This is a genomic window from Streptomyces sp. NPDC002573, assembly GCF_042889625.1.
Taxonomy (GTDB): Bacteria; Actinomycetota; Actinomycetes; order Streptomycetales; family Streptomycetaceae; genus Streptomyces; species Streptomyces gibsoniae.
This window is the reverse complement of record NZ_JBIARC010000001.1, coordinates 159161-179883: the sequence shown is the minus strand read 5'-3', so window position 1 is coordinate 179883 and position 20723 is coordinate 159161. Positions and strand designations below refer to the sequence as shown.

Genomic DNA, 20723 nt, shown 5'->3' with positions numbered 1-20723 from the left:
AAAAGTACATAAACGTATATTGAGCGACACATCGGCGCTTCCCTTGTTACGACAGGAAAGCGCGTGTCGTTGGCAGCATGGCGGGCGTGACCCCATGGACCGACCACCGCACCCCGCCGTCGCCCCAGCCCACTCGGTCGCGCGACCGATGGCCCGGGCTGGGCGGCAGTCTCCTGGGCGGTGCCGTCGCCGCCGCGCTGGGGCTCGGCTCGCTCACCCTGCTCGTGATCCTGCTGTGGATCACTTCTCCGTTCCCCGACAACGGCCCCGGCGGCGCGGTGCGCCTCGCGGCCTCCCTCTGGCTGCTGGCGCACGGTGTCGTCCTCGTCCGCACCGACACGCTCTCCGGGGTGCCCGCGCCCGTCGGCGTGACCCCCCTGCTGCTGGGCGTACTGCCGGTGTGGCTGCTGTACCGGGCGGGACGCGACGCGGTGGACGGCGTGGAGGACGCGGAGGACCTCGAAGGCGCGGCGGACGACGCTCCGCTCGTCCCGGCGCGCACGGCCTGGCCCGGGGTGACGGCGGGCTACCTCGGGGTCGGCCTGGTGGCGGCGCTGTACGCCTCGGGCGGGAACCTGCGGCCGTCGTGGGCCTGGATCACGCTCTGCCTGCCGCTGGTCACCGTGGTCGCGGCGGGGGCCGGTGTGTGGACGGCGCACGAGCGGCCGGACGGTCCGGTGTGGGTCCGCCGGGTGCTCGCGTGGCTCTCCCCGGCCGGGCCCGGGCCGGCGGACGCCGAGGGCCGGAGGTGGCTGGCGGCCTCCGTGCGGGCCGCCCTGGCCGGGACGGCCGCGCTCGTCGGTGGCGGCGCGCTGCTCGTGGGCGCGTCGCTGGTGTGGCACGGCGCGGCCACGCGGGCGTCGTTCCTCCAGCTCACGGCGGGGTGGTCGGGCCGGTGCGCGGTAGTGCTGCTGGCCCTGGCGCTGGTGCCGAACGCGGCGGTGTGGGGCGCGGCCTATGCGCTAGGGCCCGGGTTCGTCCTGGGGGCGGGGCATGCCATGGGGCCGCTGTCGACGGGCCGGCCCCCGGCGACCCTGCCCCCCTTTCCGCTGCTGGCGGCGGTGCCGGACGCGGACGGCGGGCCGTTGGCGTGGGCGGTGGGGGCGGTGCCGGCCGTGGCGGGGGTGACGGTCGGATGGTTCGTGGCGGGCGCGGCGTGCCGGGGCGGGGAGCCGCGGCGGGACCGGGACACGGCGTGGTCGGCGGGCCGGACGGCGGCGGCCGCGGCGATGGCGGCGCTGGTGTGCGGGATGCTGCTCGGCGGCCTCGCGGAGGCGGCGGGAGGGTCGCTCGGGGTGGCCAGGCTGGCGCGGTTCGGGCCGGTGGGGTGGCAGGTGGGCGGTGCCGCGGCCGGCTGGACGGTGGCGGCGGGACTGCCGGTGGCGCTGGGCGTACGGGCCTGGCGGCTGCGTGGGAGCGCCAGGCCGGAGCGGAGCGGTCAGCGGCGGGTGCGGTGGCCATGGCCCCGGCAGGCAGGGGAGTCCCCCGCACCGCCCGCCCCCTCGGTGCCGTCGCCGACGGTCCCCGAACCGGCCGGGGCCCGCAAGCCGGGCCATGTGCTGTGGGAGGACCCCGATCTCCAGCCGTACGGGGTGCTGTCGGGGGAGGTGGACCCGTTCCTGTCGGACTTCGGGGGGCACGAGCCCCCGCCGCCGCCTCCGGGGACGAACCCGTGAGCGGCCCCGGGGCGCCCTGCCGCCGAGGAGCCGGCCGACGGCTCAGTTCTGGGTGCCCAGAACCCCTCGCAGATCCTTCGGCAGCAGGTCGTTGCACGAGTGTTTCGCCACGGCCGTCAGCGAGTCGTTCAGACAGGTGTAGTAGTCGCGGTAGACCAGCTGGGCCGTGAACGTGGCCGCCACCATCGCGATCGCCAGGGTCGCCGTGACCAGACCGCTGATCGCCGCCGTCGTCTGCGGACGGGCCGGGGGCGCCGAGCTCTTCGGGTCGGGGGTGCGGGGCTTGGCGCGCAGCGCGCTCGCACCCCAGTACACGGCCAGCGCGCCCAGCAGCAGGGCCACGTACGGCCAGCTGAAGAGCGCGAAGAAGAAGGCCCACATGCCGGACAGCAGGGCATAGCGCGCACGCCGCTGGGCGGGGTCCGTGGGGTCCCAGCGCAGGGCCGGGCCCTGACCGCCGGGTCCCTCGGGGCCGCCCTGTCCGCCGGAGCCGCTCGGACGGTCGCCGAAGCGGCCGCCCGACGCGGGTCCGGGCTGCCGGTCGCTCCACTGGCTGCCCCACCCGGAACGTCCGCCCTCGTCGTCCGAGCCGTCCTGTCCCTTGCCCTTGCCGGGCGCCGGGTGGCGCGGCCGCCAGGGCTGGTCCGGGGTGCCCTCCGGCGGTGGCGCGAAGGGGTTGTCGTCCGCGGGCGTCCCCTGGCCCCGCCCGCCGCTCGCGGAGTCACCCCCGTTCCCAGGGGTCTCGTCGCTCTCCCGTGGCGGCACAGGGGAAGGGCGCCGCTCGCGCAGCAGCAGCGGAGGGAGTCGGAGACTGCGGTCCGGCATCAGGTGTGCGTCTTCCCCTTGGTGAATCTGGCGGGCGGCTCGTCGGCGGAGAGTGCCGCGAGGCGGGCACGCCCGGGCAGGCGTTCTTGCCCGGATCAACGTCCGGCGCAGGCGCGTCGTTCCCCCGCGTCGATCCGCTTCCCCGGGCGGTTCCCCCCAGACGCTACCTTCCGGCCACGCCCCCGTCCCGTGGGGGCCGTCCGGAGTGCCGGTATCGTTGCTGACGGTCGACCGCTTCGTAGACTTCCCCGTATTCGGGGGCGCGAAGCATTCGTACGACCATACAAACGCTCTCCCGGGCATCCGCTCGCCGAGCGACCGCACGAACGCTCTCCCGAGAAAGGGCCCCGCCGTGGCCGAGTCCGTGGCCGAGACCGCCTCCGAGTCCGCGGCCAAACGCCTGGTCGTCCTGGTTTCCGGGTCCGGCACCAATCTGCAGGCGCTCCTCGACGCCATCGCCGAGACCGGGCCCGCCTACGGCGCCGAGATCGTCGCCGTCGGTGCCGACCGCGACGGCATCGAGGGCCTCGCCCGCGCCGAGCGGGCCGGGCTGCCCACCTTCGTGTGCCGGGTCAAGGACCACGAGAGCCGTGAGGCCTGGGACGCGGCCCTCACCGAGGCGGTCGCGGCCCACGAGCCCGACCTCGTCGTCTCCGCGGGCTTCATGAAGATCGTGGGGAAGGAGTTCCTCGCGCGGTTCGGCGGGCGGTTCGTCAACACCCACCCCGCTCTGCTGCCCAGTTTTCCCGGAGCCCACGGTGTGCGGGACGCGCTCGCGTACGGCGCCAGGGTCACCGGGTGCACCGTCCACTTCGTCGACGACGGCGTCGACACCGGACCGATCATCGCTCAGGGCGTGGTGGAGGTCCGGGACGAGGACGACGAGAGCGCTCTGCACGAGCGCATCAAGGAAGTCGAGCGAAGGCTGCTCGTCGAGGTCGTGGGGCGACTCGCCCGCAACGGCTACCGCATTGAGGGACGAAAGGTAGTTATCCAGTGACCGCCGAGAGCACCAAGCGGCCCATCCGGCGCGCGCTCGTCAGCGTCTACGACAAGACCGGGCTCGAAGAGCTGGCCCGAGGCCTCCACGAGGCGGGTGTCCAGCTCGTCTCCACCGGCTCCACCGCGTCGAGGATCGCCGCCGCGGGCGTTCCCGTCACCAAGGTCGAGGAGCTGACCGGCTTCCCCGAGTGCCTGGACGGCCGGGTCAAGACCCTGCACCCCAAGGTCCACGCGGGCATCCTCGCCGACCTGCGCCTCGACAGCCACCGGCAGCAGCTCGCCGAGCTGGGTGTCGAGCCGTTCGACCTCGTCGTCGTCAACCTCTATCCCTTCCGGGAGACCGTCGCCTCCGGGGCGTCCCCCGACGAGTGCGTCGAGCAGATCGACATCGGCGGCCCCTCCATGGTCCGCGCCGCCGCCAAGAACCACCCGTCCGTAGCCGTGGTCACCAGCCCGGAGCGGTACGCCGACGTCCTCGCCGCGGTCCGCGACGGCGGCTTCGACCTGTCCGCCCGCAAGCGGCTCGCCGCGGAGGCCTTCCAGCACACGGCCTCCTACGACGTCGCGGTCGCCTCCTGGTTCGCGTCCTCGTACGCGCCCGTCGACGAGAACGCCGAGGGCGCCTTCCCTGACTTCGTGGGTGCCACCTACGAGCGCAAGAACACCCTGCGCTACGGCGAGAACCCGCACCAGCCCGCCGCCCTCTACGTCGACGGCAACGGCGGCGGCCTCGCGGAGGCGGAGCAGCTGCACGGCAAGGAGATGTCGTACAACAACTACACGGACACGGACGCCGCGCGCCGTGCCGCGTACGACCACGACGAGCCGTGCGTCGCGATCATCAAGCACGCCAACCCCTGCGGCATCGCGACCGGCACGGACGTCGCCGAGGCGCACCGCAAGGCGCACGCCTGCGACCCGGTCTCCGCGTACGGCGGTGTCATCGCCGTCAACCGGCCGGTCAGCAAGGAGATGGCCGAGCAGGTCGCGGACATCTTCACCGAGGTCATCGTGGCGCCCGACTACGAGGAGGGCGCGCTGGAGGCCCTCACCAAGAAGAAGAACATCCGGGTGCTCAAGGCCCCGAACGGCCCCTGCAACCGGGTGGAGGCCAAGCAGATCGACGGCGGCGTCCTCCTCCAGGCCACCGACCGCCTCCAGGCCGACGGCGACGACCCGGCCAACTGGACGCTGGCGTCGGGCGAGGCGCTCACCGCCGACGAACTGAAGGAGCTGGCGTTCGCCTGGCGGGCCTGCCGTGCCGTCAAGTCCAACGCCATCCTGCTCGCCAAGGACGGCGCCTCGGTCGGCGTCGGCATGGGCCAGGTCAACCGGGTGGACTCCTGCAAGCTGGCCGTCGAGCGGGCCGGCGAGGAGCGGGCGCGCGGTTCCTACGCCGCCTCGGACGCCTTCTTCCCGTTCCCCGACGGTCCGGAGATCCTGATCGCCGCGGGCGTCAAGGCGATTGTCCAGCCGGGCGGTTCGATCCGTGACGAGCAGGTCGTGGAGGCCGCGCAGAAGGCGGGCGTGACCATGTACTTCACGGGCACGCGCCACTTCTTCCACTGACACCGGCGGGCGCGGGGCCAGCGGCCGCCAACGGGCGGAAGCGGGCCTCCCCGGGGATTTCCCCCCGGGCATGCGCCGCGGGACGACACACCAAGGGCCGTGCCTCCCTTGTCCGGGGGGACACGGCCCTTTCGTGCGGTGCGGTGCGGTCAGTTCTGGATGACCATCGTGCCCGCGGCCTTGTCGTGCCAGCCCTGCTGGCGGCCGGACTTGTCCCAGAACGGGGACAGGTAGACCAGGAGCTGGCCGATGCCGCAGAGCACGGAGCCGACCGTCGGGATGATCCAGCGGATGAACGACTTGCCCAGGCCCGGCTTCCCGCCCGTCTCGGCGTTCACCACGTGCAGGCCGACGGCCATCTTGCCCAGGGTGCGGCCCACCAGGCCGACCATCAGCCACTCGTAGAGCAGGCCGATGATCGCAAGCACGCCGATGATGGCGCCGAACTTGGCCGCGAAGTCCGAGCCGGCGTTGTTGATGCAGGTGTTGTAGTCCGCGGCGTTCGGGTCGCAGTTCTTGGCCTCACCGACGGCACCGGCGACACCCACGACGGCGAGGACCGCGTATATGACGGCGAAGACGGCGCCGTCGATCAGACGGGCGCCGAACCGGCGGCCCATGGACGCGACCCGGGGAGCGGGAGGGCCCGCGTAACCCTGGTCCTGCGGGTAGCCATAGGCGCCCTGCGGCGGCACGCCCGGTGCCTGCGGGTAGCCGTAGCCGGGCTGCTGACCCTGCTGGGGGTAGCCGTACCCCTGCTGGGGGTTCTGCGGCTGACCGTAGGGGTTGTTGGGCGAGCCGAAACTCATGGCCGGTTTCCTCCGTTGACGCATGGGGACGGTGCGGATTGCGCGGAGGAACGTCACGAACTGAGCGGTTTGCCCCCCGAACATGAACCGCAGAACTGCGCCGTTCATCGTTCTAGCAGCGGTGGCGATTTGTCCAGTCAGCGGAGACATGTGTTGTGCAGTCGCAATGTGGATGATCATCCGGTGCCGGAAGCGCCCGCCGACGGCCGTCCGCACCGGTTCCCACCCGGATTGGAACCGGGGGCGGGTCATCCGGGAGGATGGGAGACATGACCGCCCAGATTCTCGATGGCAAGGCCACCGCAGCCGCGATCAAGTCCGATCTGACCGCCCGCGTGGCGGCGCTGAAGGAGAAGGGCGTCACGCCCGGCCTCGGCACGATCCTGGTCGGGGACGACCCCGGCAGCCGGAAGTACGTCGCGGGCAAGCACCGCGACTGCGCGGAGGTCGGCATCGCGTCGATCCAGCGCGAACTGCCCGCGACCGCCACTCAGGAGGAGATCGAGACGGTCGTCCGCGAGCTGAACGAGGACCCGGACTGCACCGGCTACATCGTGCAGCTGCCGCTGCCCAGGGGCATCGACGAGAACCAGATCCTGGAGCTGATGGACCCGGAGAAGGACGCGGACGGTCTGCACCCGATGAACCTCGGCCGCCTGGTCCTGAACGAGCCGGCGCCGCTGCCCTGCACCCCCAACGGCGTGCTCACCCTGCTGCGCCGCTACGGCGTCGAGATCAAGGGCGCCGAGGTCGTGGTCGTCGGCCGCGGTGTGACCATCGGCCGCCCGATGCCGCTGCTGCTGACCCGGCGCAGCGAGAACGCCACGGTCACCCAGTGTCACACCGGCACCCGCGACCTCTCGGCGCATCTTCGGCGGGCCGACATCATCGTCGCCGCGGCGGGCTCCGCGCATCTGATCCGGCCCGAGGACGTCAAGCCGGGCGCCGCCGTCCTCGACGTCGGTGTCTCCCGCAATGCCGAGGGCAAGATCGTCGGCGATGTGCACCCGGGCGTCGCCGAGGTGGCCGGATGGATCTCCCCCAACCCGGGCGGTGTGGGCCCCATGACCCGTGCCCAGCTGCTCGTCAACGTGGTCGAGGCGGCGGAGCGCAGTGCCGGCTGACGGCAAGCCCGAGGGCACCCGGGACAAGGAGACCGAGCCGGTCGTGCGGGACGCGGTCGGCACCCCCGACGCCGTCGGCCGGCCGCCGCGGACGACCCGTCGGTTCCCGCGGGTCACCCGGGACACCGCGCGGCCCGAGGGCGGCGGCCGGGCCGCGCCCGGTGACGCGCCCGCGCCCGCCCGGCAGTGGCCGATCCTCGTGGTGCTGGGCGTCGTCGGGCTGGGGCTGCTGGTGACCGCGCTGGACGCGTTCCGCCTCGGCACCATCCTGATCGGCGTCGCGCTGCTGGGCGGTGCGGCGATGCGCTGGATACTGCCCGACGTGGGCATGCTCGCCGTGCGGTCCCGTTTCACCGACATGGTGACCTACGGCGTCCTGGGCCTGGCCATCGTGCTGCTCGCGATGATGGCCCAGCCCGATCCATGGCTGGAGATACCGTTCCTGGACGACACGCTGCACTTCACGGTCCGCGCCTGAGACCACGGCCGTCGCCCCCGCACCACGGCGGGCCGCCCCTTCTCCTGAAGGGGCGGCCCGCCGTCGTCGTACGGGCGAAGGGGGGCGCTCGGCCTCTCCCCCGTGGAAGGCCGGGCGCCCGGGGCGGCCGGGCCGCCCGGGAAACACCCTTGTGTACGAGCGTGAGCTGTTCAACACCTGAGGGGCTGCTGTGGCACGGAAGTGACCGTTCCGCCATGGTCCGCGTGCCCAGCGGCGGAACCGATCCGGCCCCTGACACCGTCAATCGAACGAATGGACGCTTGGGTCGGGGTGACGCGGAGGGGTGAGCGATGGGCGCCTGGCAGCCGCTGCCGGACGGTCTGCCGCCGGAGGTACGGCACTTCGTGGAACAGCTGCGGCTCCTGAAGGACCGCACCGGACTCAGCCTCGTCGCTCTCGGCGCGCGCACCGCGTACAGCAAGTCCTCCTGGCAGCGCTATCTCAACGCCTCCCAGCCGCCGCCCCGCCAGGCGGTCGCGGCGCTGTGCCGGGTCGCGGGACTGAAGCGCGAGGAGGCCGAACGCTTCGGCGTCCGCTGGGAACTGGCCGTGGACGCCTGGCCCCGCCAGCCCGCCCCGCCCCCAGCACCGGCGGACACCGACCCCACGCCCATACCGACGGGCGGGGCTCCCATGCCCGTCCCGACGGGTTCCGCTTCCACGACCCCACCGACCGGCACCGCTCCCGTACCCGCCCCGACCGGCACCGCTCCCGTACCCACAGCTGTGGACGGCCCCGTGCCGGGGGAGTACGAGGATGATCCGACCGTTCCGTGGTGGGACCTGCCCGAGACGGAGCCCCCGCGGCGGCCCGCCGGACGCCGGCTTCTGCTCGCCGCGCTCCTCGCCCTGCTGGTGCTGCTCGTCGTCGCCGTCGCCGGTGCCGTCACGTTCGGGTGACCTGAGTCCGGTGTGACCGCTGAGGTCGCCGCCGTGTCCCGGTTGTGCCGATGCGTCGACAAGTTCGCGGATGGCCCCGAATGCTCGCTGAGCCGGGGCTAACGTGTCTCCTCGGGACGGTCCGGGGGCGTCCCGAGCGCCCGCACCCGTCAGGAGACCGCCTCAGCGCGCACCGGGGGAATGAGGGGGGAAGCGATGCCTCGTTGGAAGGCCCTGCCCGAGGAACTCGATCCGCAGGTGAGGGAGTTCGCGGGACAGCTACGGCGGCTCGTGGACCACAGCGGGCTCAGCGTCTTCGCCGTGGCCGACCGCACGGGCTACAGCAAGACGTCCTGGGAACGCTATCTGGCCGGCCGGCTGCTCCCGCCGAAGGGCGCCGTCGTCGCCCTGGCCGAGGCGACCGGCACCGATCCCGTCCGTCTCGTCGCCCTGTGGGAGCCGGCCGAGCGTGCCTGGAGCCGCACGGAGATGCACCACGACATGACCACGCAGGCCGCCCGGATCCCCGAGGTGCGCACCGCGCCCGGGGAGCCGCAGCCGGGGGCCGCTCGGACCCCGGGCACCGCGGGTGAGGCACGGACGGGCCTGCCGGGAACGGTCGGATCGGCAGGGGAGTTCGGACCCCCGACGGCGGGCGGGCCTCCCGGCGCCGGACGGCCGGACGCACAGCGCAGGCGGCGGCTGGTGACGTTCCTCGCGGGGCTGGCCGGGGCGCTCGTGGTGATCGGGGTGGCCTTCCTCCTCACCGGCGGCGAGGGGAAGGAGTCCGCCGGGGCACCCGCACCGGCCCCGACCTCGGCGGGCGCGAGCACGAACCTGCCGGCGGGCGTCCGATGCGGCGGCGCGGACTGCACCGGCAAGGACCCGGAGAAAATGGGCTGCGGCGGCACCCAGGCCAGGAGCACCGCCACCGCCACCGTGGGCACGACCCTCGTCGAGGTCCGGTACAGCAGGACGTGCGGGGCGGCGTGGGCCCGTATCACGCGGGCGGCACCGGGCGACACGGTCGAGGTGTCCGCGAGCGGATCGGCCAGGCAGACCGGTTCGGTGACCGAGGCGGCGGACACGGACGCCTACACCCCCATGGTGTCCGTGAAGGACCCGGCCGCGGCGAAGGCGTGCGTGACGCTCGCGTCGGGGCGCAAGGGGTGCACGAAGTAGTGCATACGACCCGCGGGGCGCGCGCGAAGCCGTCTTCCCGTTCCCGGGAAAGCCGTCCTCCCGTGCCCGGGAGGCGTGCGGAACAAGGCCGCGTCCCCGCCGAGAACGCCGGGCGGACCTGCGGGAAGACCCGTCGGAAAGCCCGGCCGAAGAGATCCGTCGAAAAGAATCGCCCTCGCCATGCATGAGCCCGCCGACACGGGGCAGGCGCACGCTACCCCCACGGGAGTCCGGCAGCGCCGGAAGGCCGGCAACCCTTCCGGCTGGACGTCCCCCCTGCGGCGGCCGCCGCTCAGTCCCCCTCTTCGGAGCGGACGGCCGCCGCTCCTTCGCGCCCGCCGAGGCGGACGGACGCAGCCCTCAGCCTGTTGTGGGACGGGCCACACGGGCCCGGGAGTGCGGGATCACGGATGCGCGATAGCCTGACCGCTGGATCTCTCTTGACGCCAAGAGATCGATCATCCCTACCCTTGATCGATCATCGCGGCGGGCGTCGGCCACGAGCCGGCGGGGATCCCGCACCCCGGGGCGACGAAGCCCTACCGCCAGCTGTCCTACGGAGAACGCCATGACCCGCACTCCCGTGAACGTCACCGTCACCGGCGCGGCCGGCCAGATCGGCTACGCACTGCTCTTCCGCATCGCCTCCGGCCAGCTGCTCGGCGCGGACGTGCCGGTCAAGCTGCGCCTCCTGGAGATCACCCCGGCGCTGAAGGCCGCCGAGGGCACGGCCATGGAGCTCGACGACTGCGCGTTCCCGCTGCTGCAGGGCATCGAGATCAGCGACAACCCGAACGTCGCCTTCGACGGCGCCAACGTCGCCCTCCTCGTGGGCGCCCGCCCGCGCACCAAGGGCATGGAGCGCGGTGACCTCCTGGAGGCCAACGGCGGCATCTTCAAGCCGCAGGGCAAGGCCATCAACGACCACGCGGCGGACGACGTCAAGGTCCTGGTCGTCGGCAACCCGGCCAACACCAACTCGCTGATCGCCCAGGCCGCCGCCCCGGACGTGCCGGCCGAGCGCTTCACCGCGATGACCCGCCTCGACCACAACCGCGCGCTGACCCAGCTCGCGAAGAAGACCGGCGTCTCGGTCGCCGACATCAAGCGCCTGACGATCTGGGGCAACCACTCCGCCACCCAGTACCCGGACATCTTCCACGCCACGGTCGCCGGCAAGAACGCCGCCGAGGTCGTGAACGACGAGAAGTGGCTCGCCGACGACTTCATCCCGACCGTCGCCAAGCGTGGTGCCGCCATCATCGAGGCCCGCGGTGCCTCGTCGGCCGCCTCCGCCGCCAACGCCGCCATCGACCACGTGTACACCTGGGTCAACGGCACGGCCGAGGGCGACTGGACCTCCATGGCCATCCCGTCGGACGGCTCCTACGGTGTCCCGGAGGGCCTGATCTCCTCCTTCCCCGTCACCACCAAGGACGGAAAGTACGAGATCGTCCAGGGCCTGGACATCAACGAGTTCTCCCGTGCCCGTATCGACGCGTCGGTGAAGGAGCTGGAGGAGGAGCGCGACGCGGTCCGCTCCCTCGGCCTCATCTGACCCGTCCGGTCTCCCGGCGAACGCACGCAGGCCCCGCCCCGGTTCTTCCGGGGACGGGGCCTGCGGCCGTTCCGCTCACCGTCCGGGACCACCCCGGGCCGCGGACCGGGCTCCCGTCACGGCCGCCCCGCGCGCGCCGGCACACGTTCCGTGCCGGCGGCGACCCGGCGGGTGCGCGCGCGGTCGCCGTAGCCGGCCACCACCACGGCGGTGGCGGCCGCCCACCCGTCGACCCGATGATGCCGAACAGGACCGCGACCAGGCCGACGGTCAGCAGCAGGGGGGCGCCGCCCGCCGGCTTCATCTCTCCGAACCGGCCATGAGCCGCACCCTGGGCCGGATCCGCAAGGCGCTGGGCGACCCGGTCCTCGTCCGCGCCGGACGCGGGATGGTGCCCACCCCGCATGCGCTGGCCGTACGCGCCGAGGTGAGCGCGGTGGTGGAACGGGCCCGCGCGCTGTTCGCGCCCGGCCGCGACACCGACCTCGGAACCGTCAGCCGCACCTTCACGATCCTCGGCCACGACGCGATCGCCGCCGCGTGCGGTGCGGCGCTCTTCGCCCGCGCCGCGCGGGAGGCGCCGGGCATCCGCATCCGGTTCCTGGCCGAGAGCCATGTGGACGCGCCGTTCCTGCGCCGGGGAACCGCGGACCTGGAGGTCGGGGTCGTGGACGCCACGGAGCCCGAGGTGCATGTGGAACCCCTGCACGAGGACCGCATGGTGGGCGTCGTACGGTCCGGACATCCACTGCTCGAAGGGGAGTTGACGGCCGAGCGGTTCGCCGCGGAGGCGGACCATCTGATCGTCTCGCGCCGCGGCCGGATGCACGGCCCGGTGGACGCGGCCCTCGCCGAACTGGGTCTGGAGCGCCGGGTGGTGGGCACCGTCGGCACCTTCCCGGCCTCGCTCTTCGTCCTCCGCGACACCGATCTGGTGGGCCTGATCGGCGCCTGGGGACTGCCCCTCGCGGCGGACCTGGGCCTTGTCACCTTCGAGGTGCCGCTGCCGCTCCCGCCGCTGCTCATGGGACTCGCCTGGCATCCGCGCCATGACGCCGACCCGGCGCACGCATGGCTGCGCACCTGTGTCCGGGAGCTCGCGCAGGAGTGGCGGACGGGCGCCGGGCGGCCCTGACCTCGGGCCGTCCGGCGGGGTTCCGTCTCACACCGGCTTCGGCGGTCCTGTCCGGACCGGCTCCGCCGGGCGCTGCCTCAGGCCGGCCCGGGCGAGGCAGTGCCCAGCAGGCTCTGCAGCTTCGAGACGTCCAGTGACGCGCTCGCGGGCGGGATCTTGGCCGGAACCGGCTTGTTGTAGTCCGTGAAGGTGAGGGTCAGGTCCGTGCCCGGCCCCTTCTGGGACGCGCGGTACAGCAGGTGCGGCTTGCCCGTCGTGACGTACAGCGTCGAGGTCAGGCCGTTCGCCTCGAAGGACAGCGGGACCACCCGGGTGCCGTTCACGATCGTCGCGAGGCCCTCCTTCAGGGTGGCCGGCGGCGACGCCGTCGCGGCCGACTGGAGGTCCTGGAGATTGCAGGCGTTGACGACACCGCTGAAGACCATGTCGTTCGTGGAGCCGTGGATGTAGTGGTTCTTGAACGTCTTGGCCGCGGTGGCGCCCCGTTCGCCCGGCAGCTCCGACGTCCAGAAAGCCGCGTTCGGCTTCAGCCACACTTCGGCGCCCCGTTTGATGATCTGGACCATGCCCCCGTGCGTGCCGAGGGTCAGGGAGCCCGCGCAGTTGCCCTGCCGGTCGAGCGCGAGATCCATCGCCGTGGGCAGCGTGATGCTGTTCGCGGCGGCGGCGCTGCGGTCCTGATAGTGAAGCCGGACCGATGTCGCCTTCCGTAGTGCGCCCTGAGCCTGTGCGGCCAGCTGCTGTGGGCTCTGGTCGCCGCCGGTCTTGGCCGACGACGCGCCGCCCAGTACGGGGGAGAACAGCAGGCCCATCGTCGCGGCAGTCACCGTCGCGCGCGTCGCGATCGTGAAGCCATGCGTCCGGAACATCGCGTCACCTCCACCAGTAGTTCAGGCTCAGCGTACTTTTCACCCTTTTCGACCGCATTTTCAGTGACGCGGAGCACTTTCGGTCACACAGGCGCATGCATCCCCGGCGCGGGGGCAGGTGCACGCCGCCCACCGGGGGGTGGCACGCAGGTGACACGGGGCGACCGAACAGTAACGGAAGGCATTACCGATCATGTCGGCACAGCAGGCACGGCAGGCAGCGCAGACCATTCATGTGGCAGGAGAGTGGCGCGCGGCGCTCTCCGGCGCCACGCGCGAGATCCTCGACCCCGCGGATGCCGAGCCGCTCGCCCTGGTTGCGGAGGGTGACGAACGGGACGCCGACGCGGCCGTCGCGGCCGCCCGCCGTGCCTTCGACGAGGGTCCCTGGCCGCGTACGTCCGCGGCGGAGCGCGCCGCGCTGCTGCACCGGGTCGCCGATCTCCTCGTACGCGATCGCGAAGAGCTGGGCCTCCTGGAGAGCCGCGACGCGGGCAAGACCCTGGAGGAGGGCCGCGTCGACATCGACTGCGTCGCCGACGCCTTCCGCTACTTCGCGGGCCTCGTCGCCGGCGAGAGCGCCGGCCGTGTCGTCGACGCCGGTTCGCCCGACATCCACAGTGTCGTGGTGTACGAGCCCGTCGGTGTGTGCGCCCTGATCACCCCCTGGAACTACCCCCTGCTCCAGGCGAGTTGGAAGATCGCCCCCGCGCTCGCCGCCGGCAACACCTTCGTGATCAAGCCGAGCGAGATCACCCCGATGACCACCGTCGCCCTGATCGAGCTGCTGGCGGAGGCCGGACTGCCCGCCGGGGTGGCGGGCATCGTCACCGGTCCCGGCCACTCGGTGGGCGCCCGGCTCGCCGCGCACCCCGGCGTCGATCTGGTCTCCTTCACCGGCGGGCTCGTCAGCGGCACGAAGGTCGCGCAGGCCGCGGCCCTCGGCGTGAAGAAGGTCGCCCTCGAACTCGGCGGCAAGAACCCCAACGTCGTCTTCGCCGACGCCTGCGCCACCGACGAGGGCTTCGACACCGCCGTCGACCAGGCCCTCAACGCCGCCTTCATCCACAGCGGCCAGGTGTGCTCGGCCGGCTCCCGCCTCATCGTCGAGGAGTCCGTCAAGGAGCGCTTCGTCGCCGAACTCGCTCGCCGCGCGGGCCGGATACGCCTCGGCCGCGGCACCGAGAAGGGCGTCGAGTGCGGCCCGATGATCTCCGCCGAGCAGCGCGCCCGGACCGAGGCCTACGTCGCCTCCGCGCTCGCCGAGGGCGCCGTACTGCGCTGCGGCGGCAAGCGCCCCGAGCCGGACGAGACCAGGCCGGCCGACGGCTACTTCTACGAGCCCACCGTGCTCGACGGGTGCCACCGGGAGATGAAGGTCGTCCGCGAGGAGGTCTTCGGGCCCGTCCTGACCGTGGAGACCTTCCGCACCGAGGACGAGGCGGTCGCGCTCGCCAACGACACCGAGTACGGCCTCGCGGGCGGCGTGTGGAGCGCCGACGCGGGCCGCGCCCGCCGCGTCGCCGGCCGGCTGCGCCACGGCACCGTCTGGATCAACGACTTCCACCCCTACCTCCCGCAGGCGGAGTGGGGCGGCTTCGGCAAGAGCGGCATCGGCCGCGAACTCGGTCCGGCGGGCCTGGCCGAGTACCGCGAGGCCAAGCACGTCTACCAGAACCTCGCCCCCCAGCCGGTCCGCTGGTTCGCGGGCTGACCCCCCGCGCATCCCGTCCCCTCCCCCACAGCATCTTTGGAGCAGTTCCCCATGCACCCGAACACGCACGTGTACGACTACGTCGTCATCGGCGGCGGCACCGCGGGTTCCGTCATCGCCTCCCGGCTCACCGAGAACCCCGACGTCACCGTCGCCGTCATCGAGGGCGGCCCGAGCGACGTCGGCCGCGACGACGTCCTCACCCTGCGCCGCTGGATGGGCCTGCTCGGCGGTGAACTGGACTACGACTACCCGACCACCGAGCAGCCACGCGGCAACTCCCACATCCGGCACAGCCGCGCCCGGGTGCTCGGCGGCTGCTCCTCGCACAACACCCTGATCGCGTTCAAGCCGCTGCCCTCCGACTGGGACGAGTGGGAGGCGGCGGGCGCCGAGGGCTGGGGCGCCGTCCCGATGGAGGCGTACTACGCCCGCCTGCTCAACAACATCGTCCCGGTCGACGAGAAGGACCGGAACGCCATCGCCCGCGACTTCGTGGACGCGGCCCAGGAGGCGATCGGCGTGCCGCGCGTGGAGGGCTTCAACCGGAAGCCGTTCACCGAGGGCGTCGGCTTCTTCGACCTCGCCTACCACCCCGAGAACAACAAGCGCTCCAGCGCGTCGGTGGCGTATCTGCACCCGGTGATGGACGAGCGCCCTAACCTGACGATCCTCCTGGAGTCCTGGGCCCACAGGCTGGAGCTGGAGGGCACTCGCGCGCAGGGCGTGCACGTGCGCACCAAGGACGGCGAGGAGATCCTCGTACGGGCCCGGCAGGAGGTCGTGCTGTGCGCCGGCGCCGTCGACTCCCCGCGGCTGCTGCTGCACTCGGGCATCGGTCCCAAGGCGGACCTGGAGAAACTCGGCATACCCGTCGCGCTCGATCTGCCGGGCGTCGGCGAGAACCTGCTCGACCACCCCGAGTCGGTGATCGTGTGGGAGACGCACGGACCGATCCCGGAGAACTCCGCGATGGACAGCGACGCCGGTCTGTTCGTGCGCCGCGACCCCGAGCAGCCGGGCCCGGACCTGATGTTCCACTTCTACCAGATCCCGTTCACGGACAATCCGGAGCGACTCGGCTACGAGCGGCCGGAGTTCGGCGTCTCCATGACCCCGAACATCCCCAAGCCGATGAGCCGCGGCCGTCTCTACCTCACGAGCGCCGACCCCGGCGAGAAGCCCGCGCTCGACTTCCGCTACTTCACCGACGAGGACGACTACGACGGCCGCACCCTCGTCGACGGGATCCGCATCGCTCGTGAGATCGCCAAGACCGAGCCGCTGGCCGGCTGGCTGAAGCGCGAGGTGTGCCCCGGCCCGGACCTCACCGGCGACGAGGAGCTGAGCGCCTACGCGCGCAAGGTCGCCCACACCGTGTACCACCCGGCCGGCACCTGCCGCATGGGCGCCGAGACCGATGAACTCGCCGTGGTCGACCCGCAGTTGAGGATCCGTGGTCTGGACGGTATCCGCATCGCCGACGCGTCCGTCTTCCCCACCATGCCCGCCGTGAACCCGATGATCGGGGTGCTCATGGTCGGGGAGAAGGCCGCGGATCTGCTCGGAGGTAACGCCTGATGGCTCTCACAGTTCCCACCCGTAAGCCGCCCACCGGCGACTCCGCCGACGCCCCCGTCTTCTCGGTCGACGGCCTGTGGAAGGTCTTCGGCCCGAGGGCGGGCCGTATCCCGGCGGACCCCGAGCTGGCCGCGCTGCCGGCCGCCGAGCTGCGTGAACGCACCGGCTGCACGGCCGCCGTCCGCGATGTGGGCTTCGACGTCCGCAAGGGCGAGGTCTTCGTCGTGATGGGCCTGTCCGGTTCCGGCAAGTCCACGCTCGTGCGCTGTCTGACCCGGCTGATCGAACCGACCGCGGGCACCATCGCCATCGACGGCGAGGACGTCCGCGCCATGGACCGGACACGGCTGCGCGAGCTGCGGCGCCACCGGGCCGCGATGGTCTTCCAGCACTTCGGCCTGCTGCCGCACCGCACGGTCCTCGACAACGTGGCCTACGGCCTGGAGATCCAGGGGATCGGCCGGGCCGAACGCCGGGAGCGTGCGGCGGAGTTCGTGGTCAAGGTCGGTCTGGAGGGCATGGAGAAGCGGCGCCCCAGCCAGCTGTCCGGTGGCCAGCGGCAGCGTGTCGGTCTCGCCCGCGCACTCGCCGTGGACCCCGAGGTGCTCCTGTTCGACGAGCCGTTCAGCGCGCTCGACCCGCTGATCCGCCGCGACATGCAGGAGGAGGTGGTCCGGCTGCACCGTGAGGAGGGCCGCACGATGGTCTTCATCACGCACGATCTGAGCGAGGCCCTCAAGCTGGGCGACCGCATCGCCCTGATGCGCGACGGCCGCATCGTGCAGCTGGGCACCCCCGAGGAGATCGTGGGCTCCCCGGCCGACGACTACGTCCGGGAGTTCGTCCGGGACGTACCGCGCGAGCAGGTCATGACCGTCCGCTCGGCCATGCGGACCGCGTCCGCGGAGGAGACCGGGGGCGGTCCGGCGCTGTCGCCGGACGCCACGGTCTCGGAGGCGATCGAGGCGGTCGCCCGCACGGGTTCCCCGGCCCGCGTCATGGACCGGGGCCGCTGCCTCGGCGTCGTCGACCACGCACGCCTCCTCGGCGTCGTGGCCGGGACCACCCAGGCCCCCGCGGACGAGGCGGAGCGGATCGCCGTGACCGGTACGGACCAGCCCGAGCAGGGCGCCGCGACCGAGACGCAGCAGACAGCCACGACCGGCACGGAGCAGGCCGCCACGGCCGGCACGGAGCGGAAGGCCGCCACAGCCGCCGCGGAGCAGAAGGCAGCCGCCCCCTCGGACCAGGCCGCCACGGCCGACACGGACCAGAACGCCCCCGCCCCCTCGGACCGGACCGCCCCGTCGGATCAGGCCGCCGCGCACGGACCGGGGCACGGCGCCGTGACCGGAACGGAGCAGGCCGGGGAGGCGGTGTGATGGCCACGCTCACCACGACCGCTCCCAAGGTCACGCTTCCCGGCCTGCTCAGGCATCGTGCCGCGAGCAAGCTGCTGCTGCTCGCCGCCGTCGCGGCCGTCCTCGTACCGCTGGCGGACGCCCGCTGGGCGAGCGGCAGCTGGCCGCACGCGCTCACCGTCGACTTCTCCAAGCCGCTGGCCTCGGCCAGCAACTGGATCATCGACAACCGCGACAGCCACCCCCTCTTCCTGTACTTCTTCGGCTACATCAGCAACGCCGTCGTCCTGTCCGTCCACGCCGTCTACCTGGTGCTTCTCGCGGCGGGCTGGGCGGGCGTGACCGTCGCCGCCGCGCTGCTGGCCTGGCGCGCCGCGGGCGTCCGGCTGGCCCTCGGCACGGGGGCCGCGTTCCTCGTCTGCGGTCTGCTCGGCATGTGGGTGCCCACCATGCAGACGCTGGCGCTCATGGTGGTCGCCGTGCTCGTCTCGGTGCTGCTCGGCGCGCTGCTGGGCCTGGCCGCGGGCCTGTCCGACCGTACGTTCCGCGCCCTGCGCCCGGTCCTCGACACCATGCAGGTGCTGCCCGCCTTCGCGTACCTCCTGCCCGTCGTCCTGGTCTTCGGCATCGGTGTCCCCGCGGCCGTGCTCGCCACCGTGGTGTACGCCGCCCCGCCGATGGCCCGGCTCACCGCGCTGGGCCTGCGCGGCGCCGACAAGGAGGTCCTGGAGGCGGTCGAGTCCCTCGGCACCACCGCCCGCCAGCGACTGTTCACCGCCCGGCTGCCGCTGGCCCGCAAGGAGCTGCTGCTCGGCCTCAACCAGACGATCATGATGGCGCTGTCCATGGCGGTCATCGCCTCCGTGATCGGCGCGGGCGGTCTCGGTGACCGTGTCTACCAGGCGCTCGCCTCCGTCGACGTGGGCGCCGCGCTCGCCGCGGGCATCCCGATCGTGCTGCTCGCGGTCGTCCTGGACCGGGTCACCGGCGCGGCGGGAGCCGGGGCCGAGCGGCCCGGCGGACGCGCCGGATGGGCCTACGCGGCCGTCGCGGCCGTCGCCGTCGCCCTGGCCGTGCGGCTCGCCGGCCGTCTGGACTGGCCCGACGCATGGACCGTGAAGATCGCCGAGCCGGTGAACCGTGTCGTCGACTGGATGACCGCCCATCTGTACTCGGGCGTCCCCTTCGTCGGCGGCACCGCCGACTGGGCGGCCCACTTCACCACCTGGATCCTGGACCCGGTGCGCACCGGGCTGCAGTGGCTGCCCTGGTGGTCGGTCCTGCTCATCGTCGCCGCGCTGGCCTGGCTGATCGGGACCTGGCGCACCGCGCTCACCGCCGTGCTCGCGATGGCCGCGACCGGTGTGCTCGGGGTGTGGAAGCCGTCCCTGGACACGCTGTCCCAGGTGCTGGCGGCCGTCGCCGTCACCGTCGTCCTCGGTGTCGCGATCGGGATCGCGGCCGCCCGCAGCGACCGCTTCGAACGGCTGCTGCGCCCGGTCCTGGACGTCTTCCAGACGATGCCGCAGTTCGTGTACCTGATCCCGGTGGTCGCGCTGTTCGGCGTCGGCCGCGCACCCGCCGTCGCGGCGGCGATCGTCTACGCGCTGCCGGCCGTCGTCCGTATCACCGCCCAGGGCCTGCGCCAGGTCGACCCGGCCGCCCTGGAGTCGGCGCGTTCGCTCGGCGCGACCAGCGCCCAGCAACTGCGCCAGGTCCAACTCCCGCTCGCCCGCCCGGCGCTGCTGCTCGCGGTCAACCAGGGCGTGGTCCTGGTCCTCGCCGTCGTCATCATCGGGGGCCTGGTCGGCGGCGGCGCGCTCGGCTACAACGTCGTCTTCGGCCTCGCCCAGGGCGACCTGGCGACCGGTCTGGTGGCCGGCGCGGCGATCGTCTGCCTCGGCCTGATGCTCGACCGGGTGACCCAGCCGACCGAGCGCCGCGCGAAGAAGGGAGCGTGACATGGCTCGTACGCGCACGAAGATGCTGACCGCCGCCCTCGCCGTGCTGGGGCTGACCACCGGCTGCGGTGCCGCCGACATGACCAAGCAGGCCTCGCCGTTCGCGGGTGCCCAGGGCGCGCAGACGGTGACCCTGTCGGTGCAGTCCTGGGTGGGCGCGCAGTCGAACGTGGCCGTGGCCCAGTACATCCTGGAGCATGAGCTCGGCTACCGGGTCGACACCGTCCAGGTCGACGAGATTCCCGCCTGGGACGCCCTCAGCCAGGGCCGGGTCGACGCGATCCTGGAGGACTGGGGCCACCCCGACCAGGAGAAGCGGTACGTCGAGGACAAGAAGACCATCAGCCCGGGCGGTGGCCTCGGAGTCACCGGCCATATCGGCTGGTTCGTCCCGACGTACCTCGTCAAGCAGCACCCGGACATCACGGACTGGCACAACCTCAACAAGTACGCCCATCTGTTCCGCACCGCGGAGAGCGGCGGCAAGGGCCAGCTGATGGACGGCTCGCCGTCCTACGTCACCAACGACAAGGCGCTGGTGGACAACCTGAAGCTGGACTACCAGGTGGTGTTCGCCGGTTCGGAGGCCGCGCAGATCACTCAGATGAGGCAGTTCGCCAAGGAGCACAAGCCCTTCCTGACGTACTGGTACGTACCGCAGTGGCTGTTCAAGAAGGTCCCGATGACGGAGGTGAAGCTGCCGCCGTACAAGGAGGGCTGCGACCAGGACGCGGCGAAGGTGGCCTGTGCGTACCCGCACACCCCGCTGCAGAAGTACCTGAACGCGAACTTCGCGAAGAACGGCGGGAAGGCGGCGGCCTTTCTGAAGAAGTTCAGCTGGACCACCGAGGACCAGAACGAGGTCGCGCTGATGATCGCCGACCAGAAGCTGACCCCGGACCAGGCCGCGAAGAAATGGGTGGAGGGTCACCGGTCCACCTGGCAGAAATGGCTGTCCTGAACCGCCGTAAAGTGCTTCG

At 72.5% G+C, this 20723-nt stretch carries 16 protein-coding genes and 1 pseudogene; 14 read left to right on the top strand and 3 right to left on the bottom strand.

All coding sequences use genetic code 11. The annotated features are described in order from the left end of the window. Positions 1 to 77: 77 nt before the first annotated feature. Positions 78 to 1676 (top strand): DUF6350 family protein, encoded by a 1599-nt coding sequence (locus ACFYX0_RS00835; protein WP_388964885.1) that lies wholly within the window; start codon positions 78 to 80, stop codon positions 1674 to 1676. Between the two features lie 42 nt (positions 1677 to 1718). On the opposite strand, the gene ACFYX0_RS00830 is transcribed toward ACFYX0_RS00835, so the two are convergent. After that, positions 1719 to 2501, bottom strand: a complete 783-nt coding sequence (locus ACFYX0_RS00830) for a hypothetical protein (protein ID WP_388964882.1) — start codon at positions 2499 to 2501, stop codon at positions 1719 to 1721. Positions 2502 to 2853: 352 nt separating this feature from the next. Here ACFYX0_RS00830 and purN point away from each other — a divergent pair, with 352 nt between their 5' ends. Together purN and purH are read left to right on the top strand one after the other, a co-directional pair. Beyond that, positions 2854 to 3501, top strand: a complete 648-nt coding sequence (gene purN, locus ACFYX0_RS00825) for a phosphoribosylglycinamide formyltransferase (RefSeq protein WP_355909221.1) — start codon at positions 2854 to 2856, stop codon at positions 3499 to 3501. Then, entirely contained in the window at positions 3498 to 5072 is a 1575-nt protein-coding gene (purH, locus tag ACFYX0_RS00820) for a bifunctional phosphoribosylaminoimidazolecarboxamide formyltransferase/IMP cyclohydrolase (protein WP_388964879.1), read from the top strand. The genes purN and purH overlap by 4 nt, the downstream gene beginning before the upstream one ends. A 149-nt stretch (positions 5073 to 5221) precedes the next feature. Here purH and ACFYX0_RS00815 read toward each other — a convergent pair whose 3' ends face one another. Further along, a complete protein-coding gene (locus ACFYX0_RS00815; protein ID WP_355909215.1) occupies positions 5222 to 5881 on the bottom strand; it encodes an RDD family protein in 660 nt (219 codons plus the stop codon). A gap of 269 nt (positions 5882 to 6150) precedes the next feature. On the opposite strand from ACFYX0_RS00815, the gene ACFYX0_RS00810 reads away from it, so the two are divergent. The 6 genes and pseudogenes from ACFYX0_RS00810 to ACFYX0_RS00785 form a co-directional block, all read left to right on the top strand. Next, complete coding sequence (locus ACFYX0_RS00810) at positions 6151 to 7005, top strand: bifunctional methylenetetrahydrofolate dehydrogenase/methenyltetrahydrofolate cyclohydrolase (RefSeq protein ID WP_388964876.1); 855 nt, start codon at positions 6151 to 6153, stop codon at positions 7003 to 7005. Further along, a complete protein-coding gene (locus ACFYX0_RS00805; RefSeq protein WP_388964874.1) occupies positions 6995 to 7483 on the top strand; it encodes a DUF3017 domain-containing protein in 489 nt (162 codons plus the stop codon). Before ACFYX0_RS00810 ends, ACFYX0_RS00805 begins: the two co-directional genes overlap by 11 nt. A 311-nt stretch (positions 7484 to 7794) precedes the next feature. After that, a complete protein-coding gene (locus tag ACFYX0_RS00800; protein WP_388964871.1) occupies positions 7795 to 8403 on the top strand; it encodes a helix-turn-helix domain-containing protein in 609 nt (202 codons plus the stop codon). 195 nt (positions 8404 to 8598) lie between these two features. After that, entirely contained in the window at positions 8599 to 9564 is a 966-nt protein-coding gene (locus tag ACFYX0_RS00795) for an XRE family transcriptional regulator (RefSeq protein WP_388964868.1), read from the top strand. Positions 9565 to 10132: 568 nt separating this feature from the next. Further along, positions 10133 to 11122, top strand: coding sequence for a malate dehydrogenase (locus ACFYX0_RS00790; RefSeq protein ID WP_355909200.1), 990 nt, complete (start codon positions 10133 to 10135; stop codon positions 11120 to 11122). 271 nt (positions 11123 to 11393) lie between these two features. Beyond that, a pseudogene (locus ACFYX0_RS00785) lies at positions 11394 to 12257 on the top strand (LysR family transcriptional regulator); the annotation flags it as partial. Between the two features lie 77 nt (positions 12258 to 12334). Here ACFYX0_RS00785 and ACFYX0_RS00780 read toward each other — a convergent pair. Continuing rightward, complete coding sequence (locus ACFYX0_RS00780) at positions 12335 to 13126, bottom strand: hypothetical protein (protein ID WP_388964866.1); 792 nt, start codon at positions 13124 to 13126, stop codon at positions 12335 to 12337. Between the two features lie 193 nt (positions 13127 to 13319). On the opposite strand from ACFYX0_RS00780, the gene ACFYX0_RS00775 reads away from it, so the two are divergent. Genes ACFYX0_RS00775 through ACFYX0_RS00755 form a run of 5 tightly spaced genes read left to right on the top strand, consistent with a single transcriptional unit; the run spans position 13320 to position 20704 of the window. Beyond that, positions 13320 to 14840, top strand: coding sequence for an aldehyde dehydrogenase family protein (locus tag ACFYX0_RS00775; protein ID WP_388964863.1), 1521 nt, complete (start codon positions 13320 to 13322; stop codon positions 14838 to 14840). A 51-nt stretch (positions 14841 to 14891) separates the two neighbouring features. Next, the gene (locus tag ACFYX0_RS00770; RefSeq protein ID WP_388964860.1) at positions 14892 to 16421 is read left to right on the top strand and encodes a GMC family oxidoreductase; all 1530 of its coding nucleotides are present in this window, start codon (positions 14892 to 14894) and stop codon (positions 16419 to 16421) included. Then, on the top strand, positions 16421 to 17803 hold the full coding sequence (locus ACFYX0_RS00765) for a glycine betaine/L-proline ABC transporter ATP-binding protein (protein WP_388964857.1): 1383 nt from the start codon (positions 16421 to 16423) through the stop codon (positions 17801 to 17803). The genes ACFYX0_RS00770 and ACFYX0_RS00765 overlap by 1 nt, the downstream gene beginning before the upstream one ends. After that, positions 17803 to 19743 carry an ABC transporter permease gene (locus ACFYX0_RS00760; RefSeq protein WP_388964856.1) on the top strand — a complete coding sequence of 647 codons (1941 nt, stop codon included), beginning with the start codon at positions 17803 to 17805 and terminating at the stop codon, positions 19741 to 19743. The genes ACFYX0_RS00765 and ACFYX0_RS00760 overlap by 1 nt, the downstream gene beginning before the upstream one ends. A 22-nt stretch (positions 19744 to 19765) precedes the next feature. Then, positions 19766 to 20704, top strand: a complete 939-nt coding sequence (locus tag ACFYX0_RS00755) for an ABC transporter substrate-binding protein (RefSeq protein ID WP_388965319.1) — start codon at positions 19766 to 19768, stop codon at positions 20702 to 20704. Positions 20705 to 20723 lie beyond the last annotated feature (19 nt).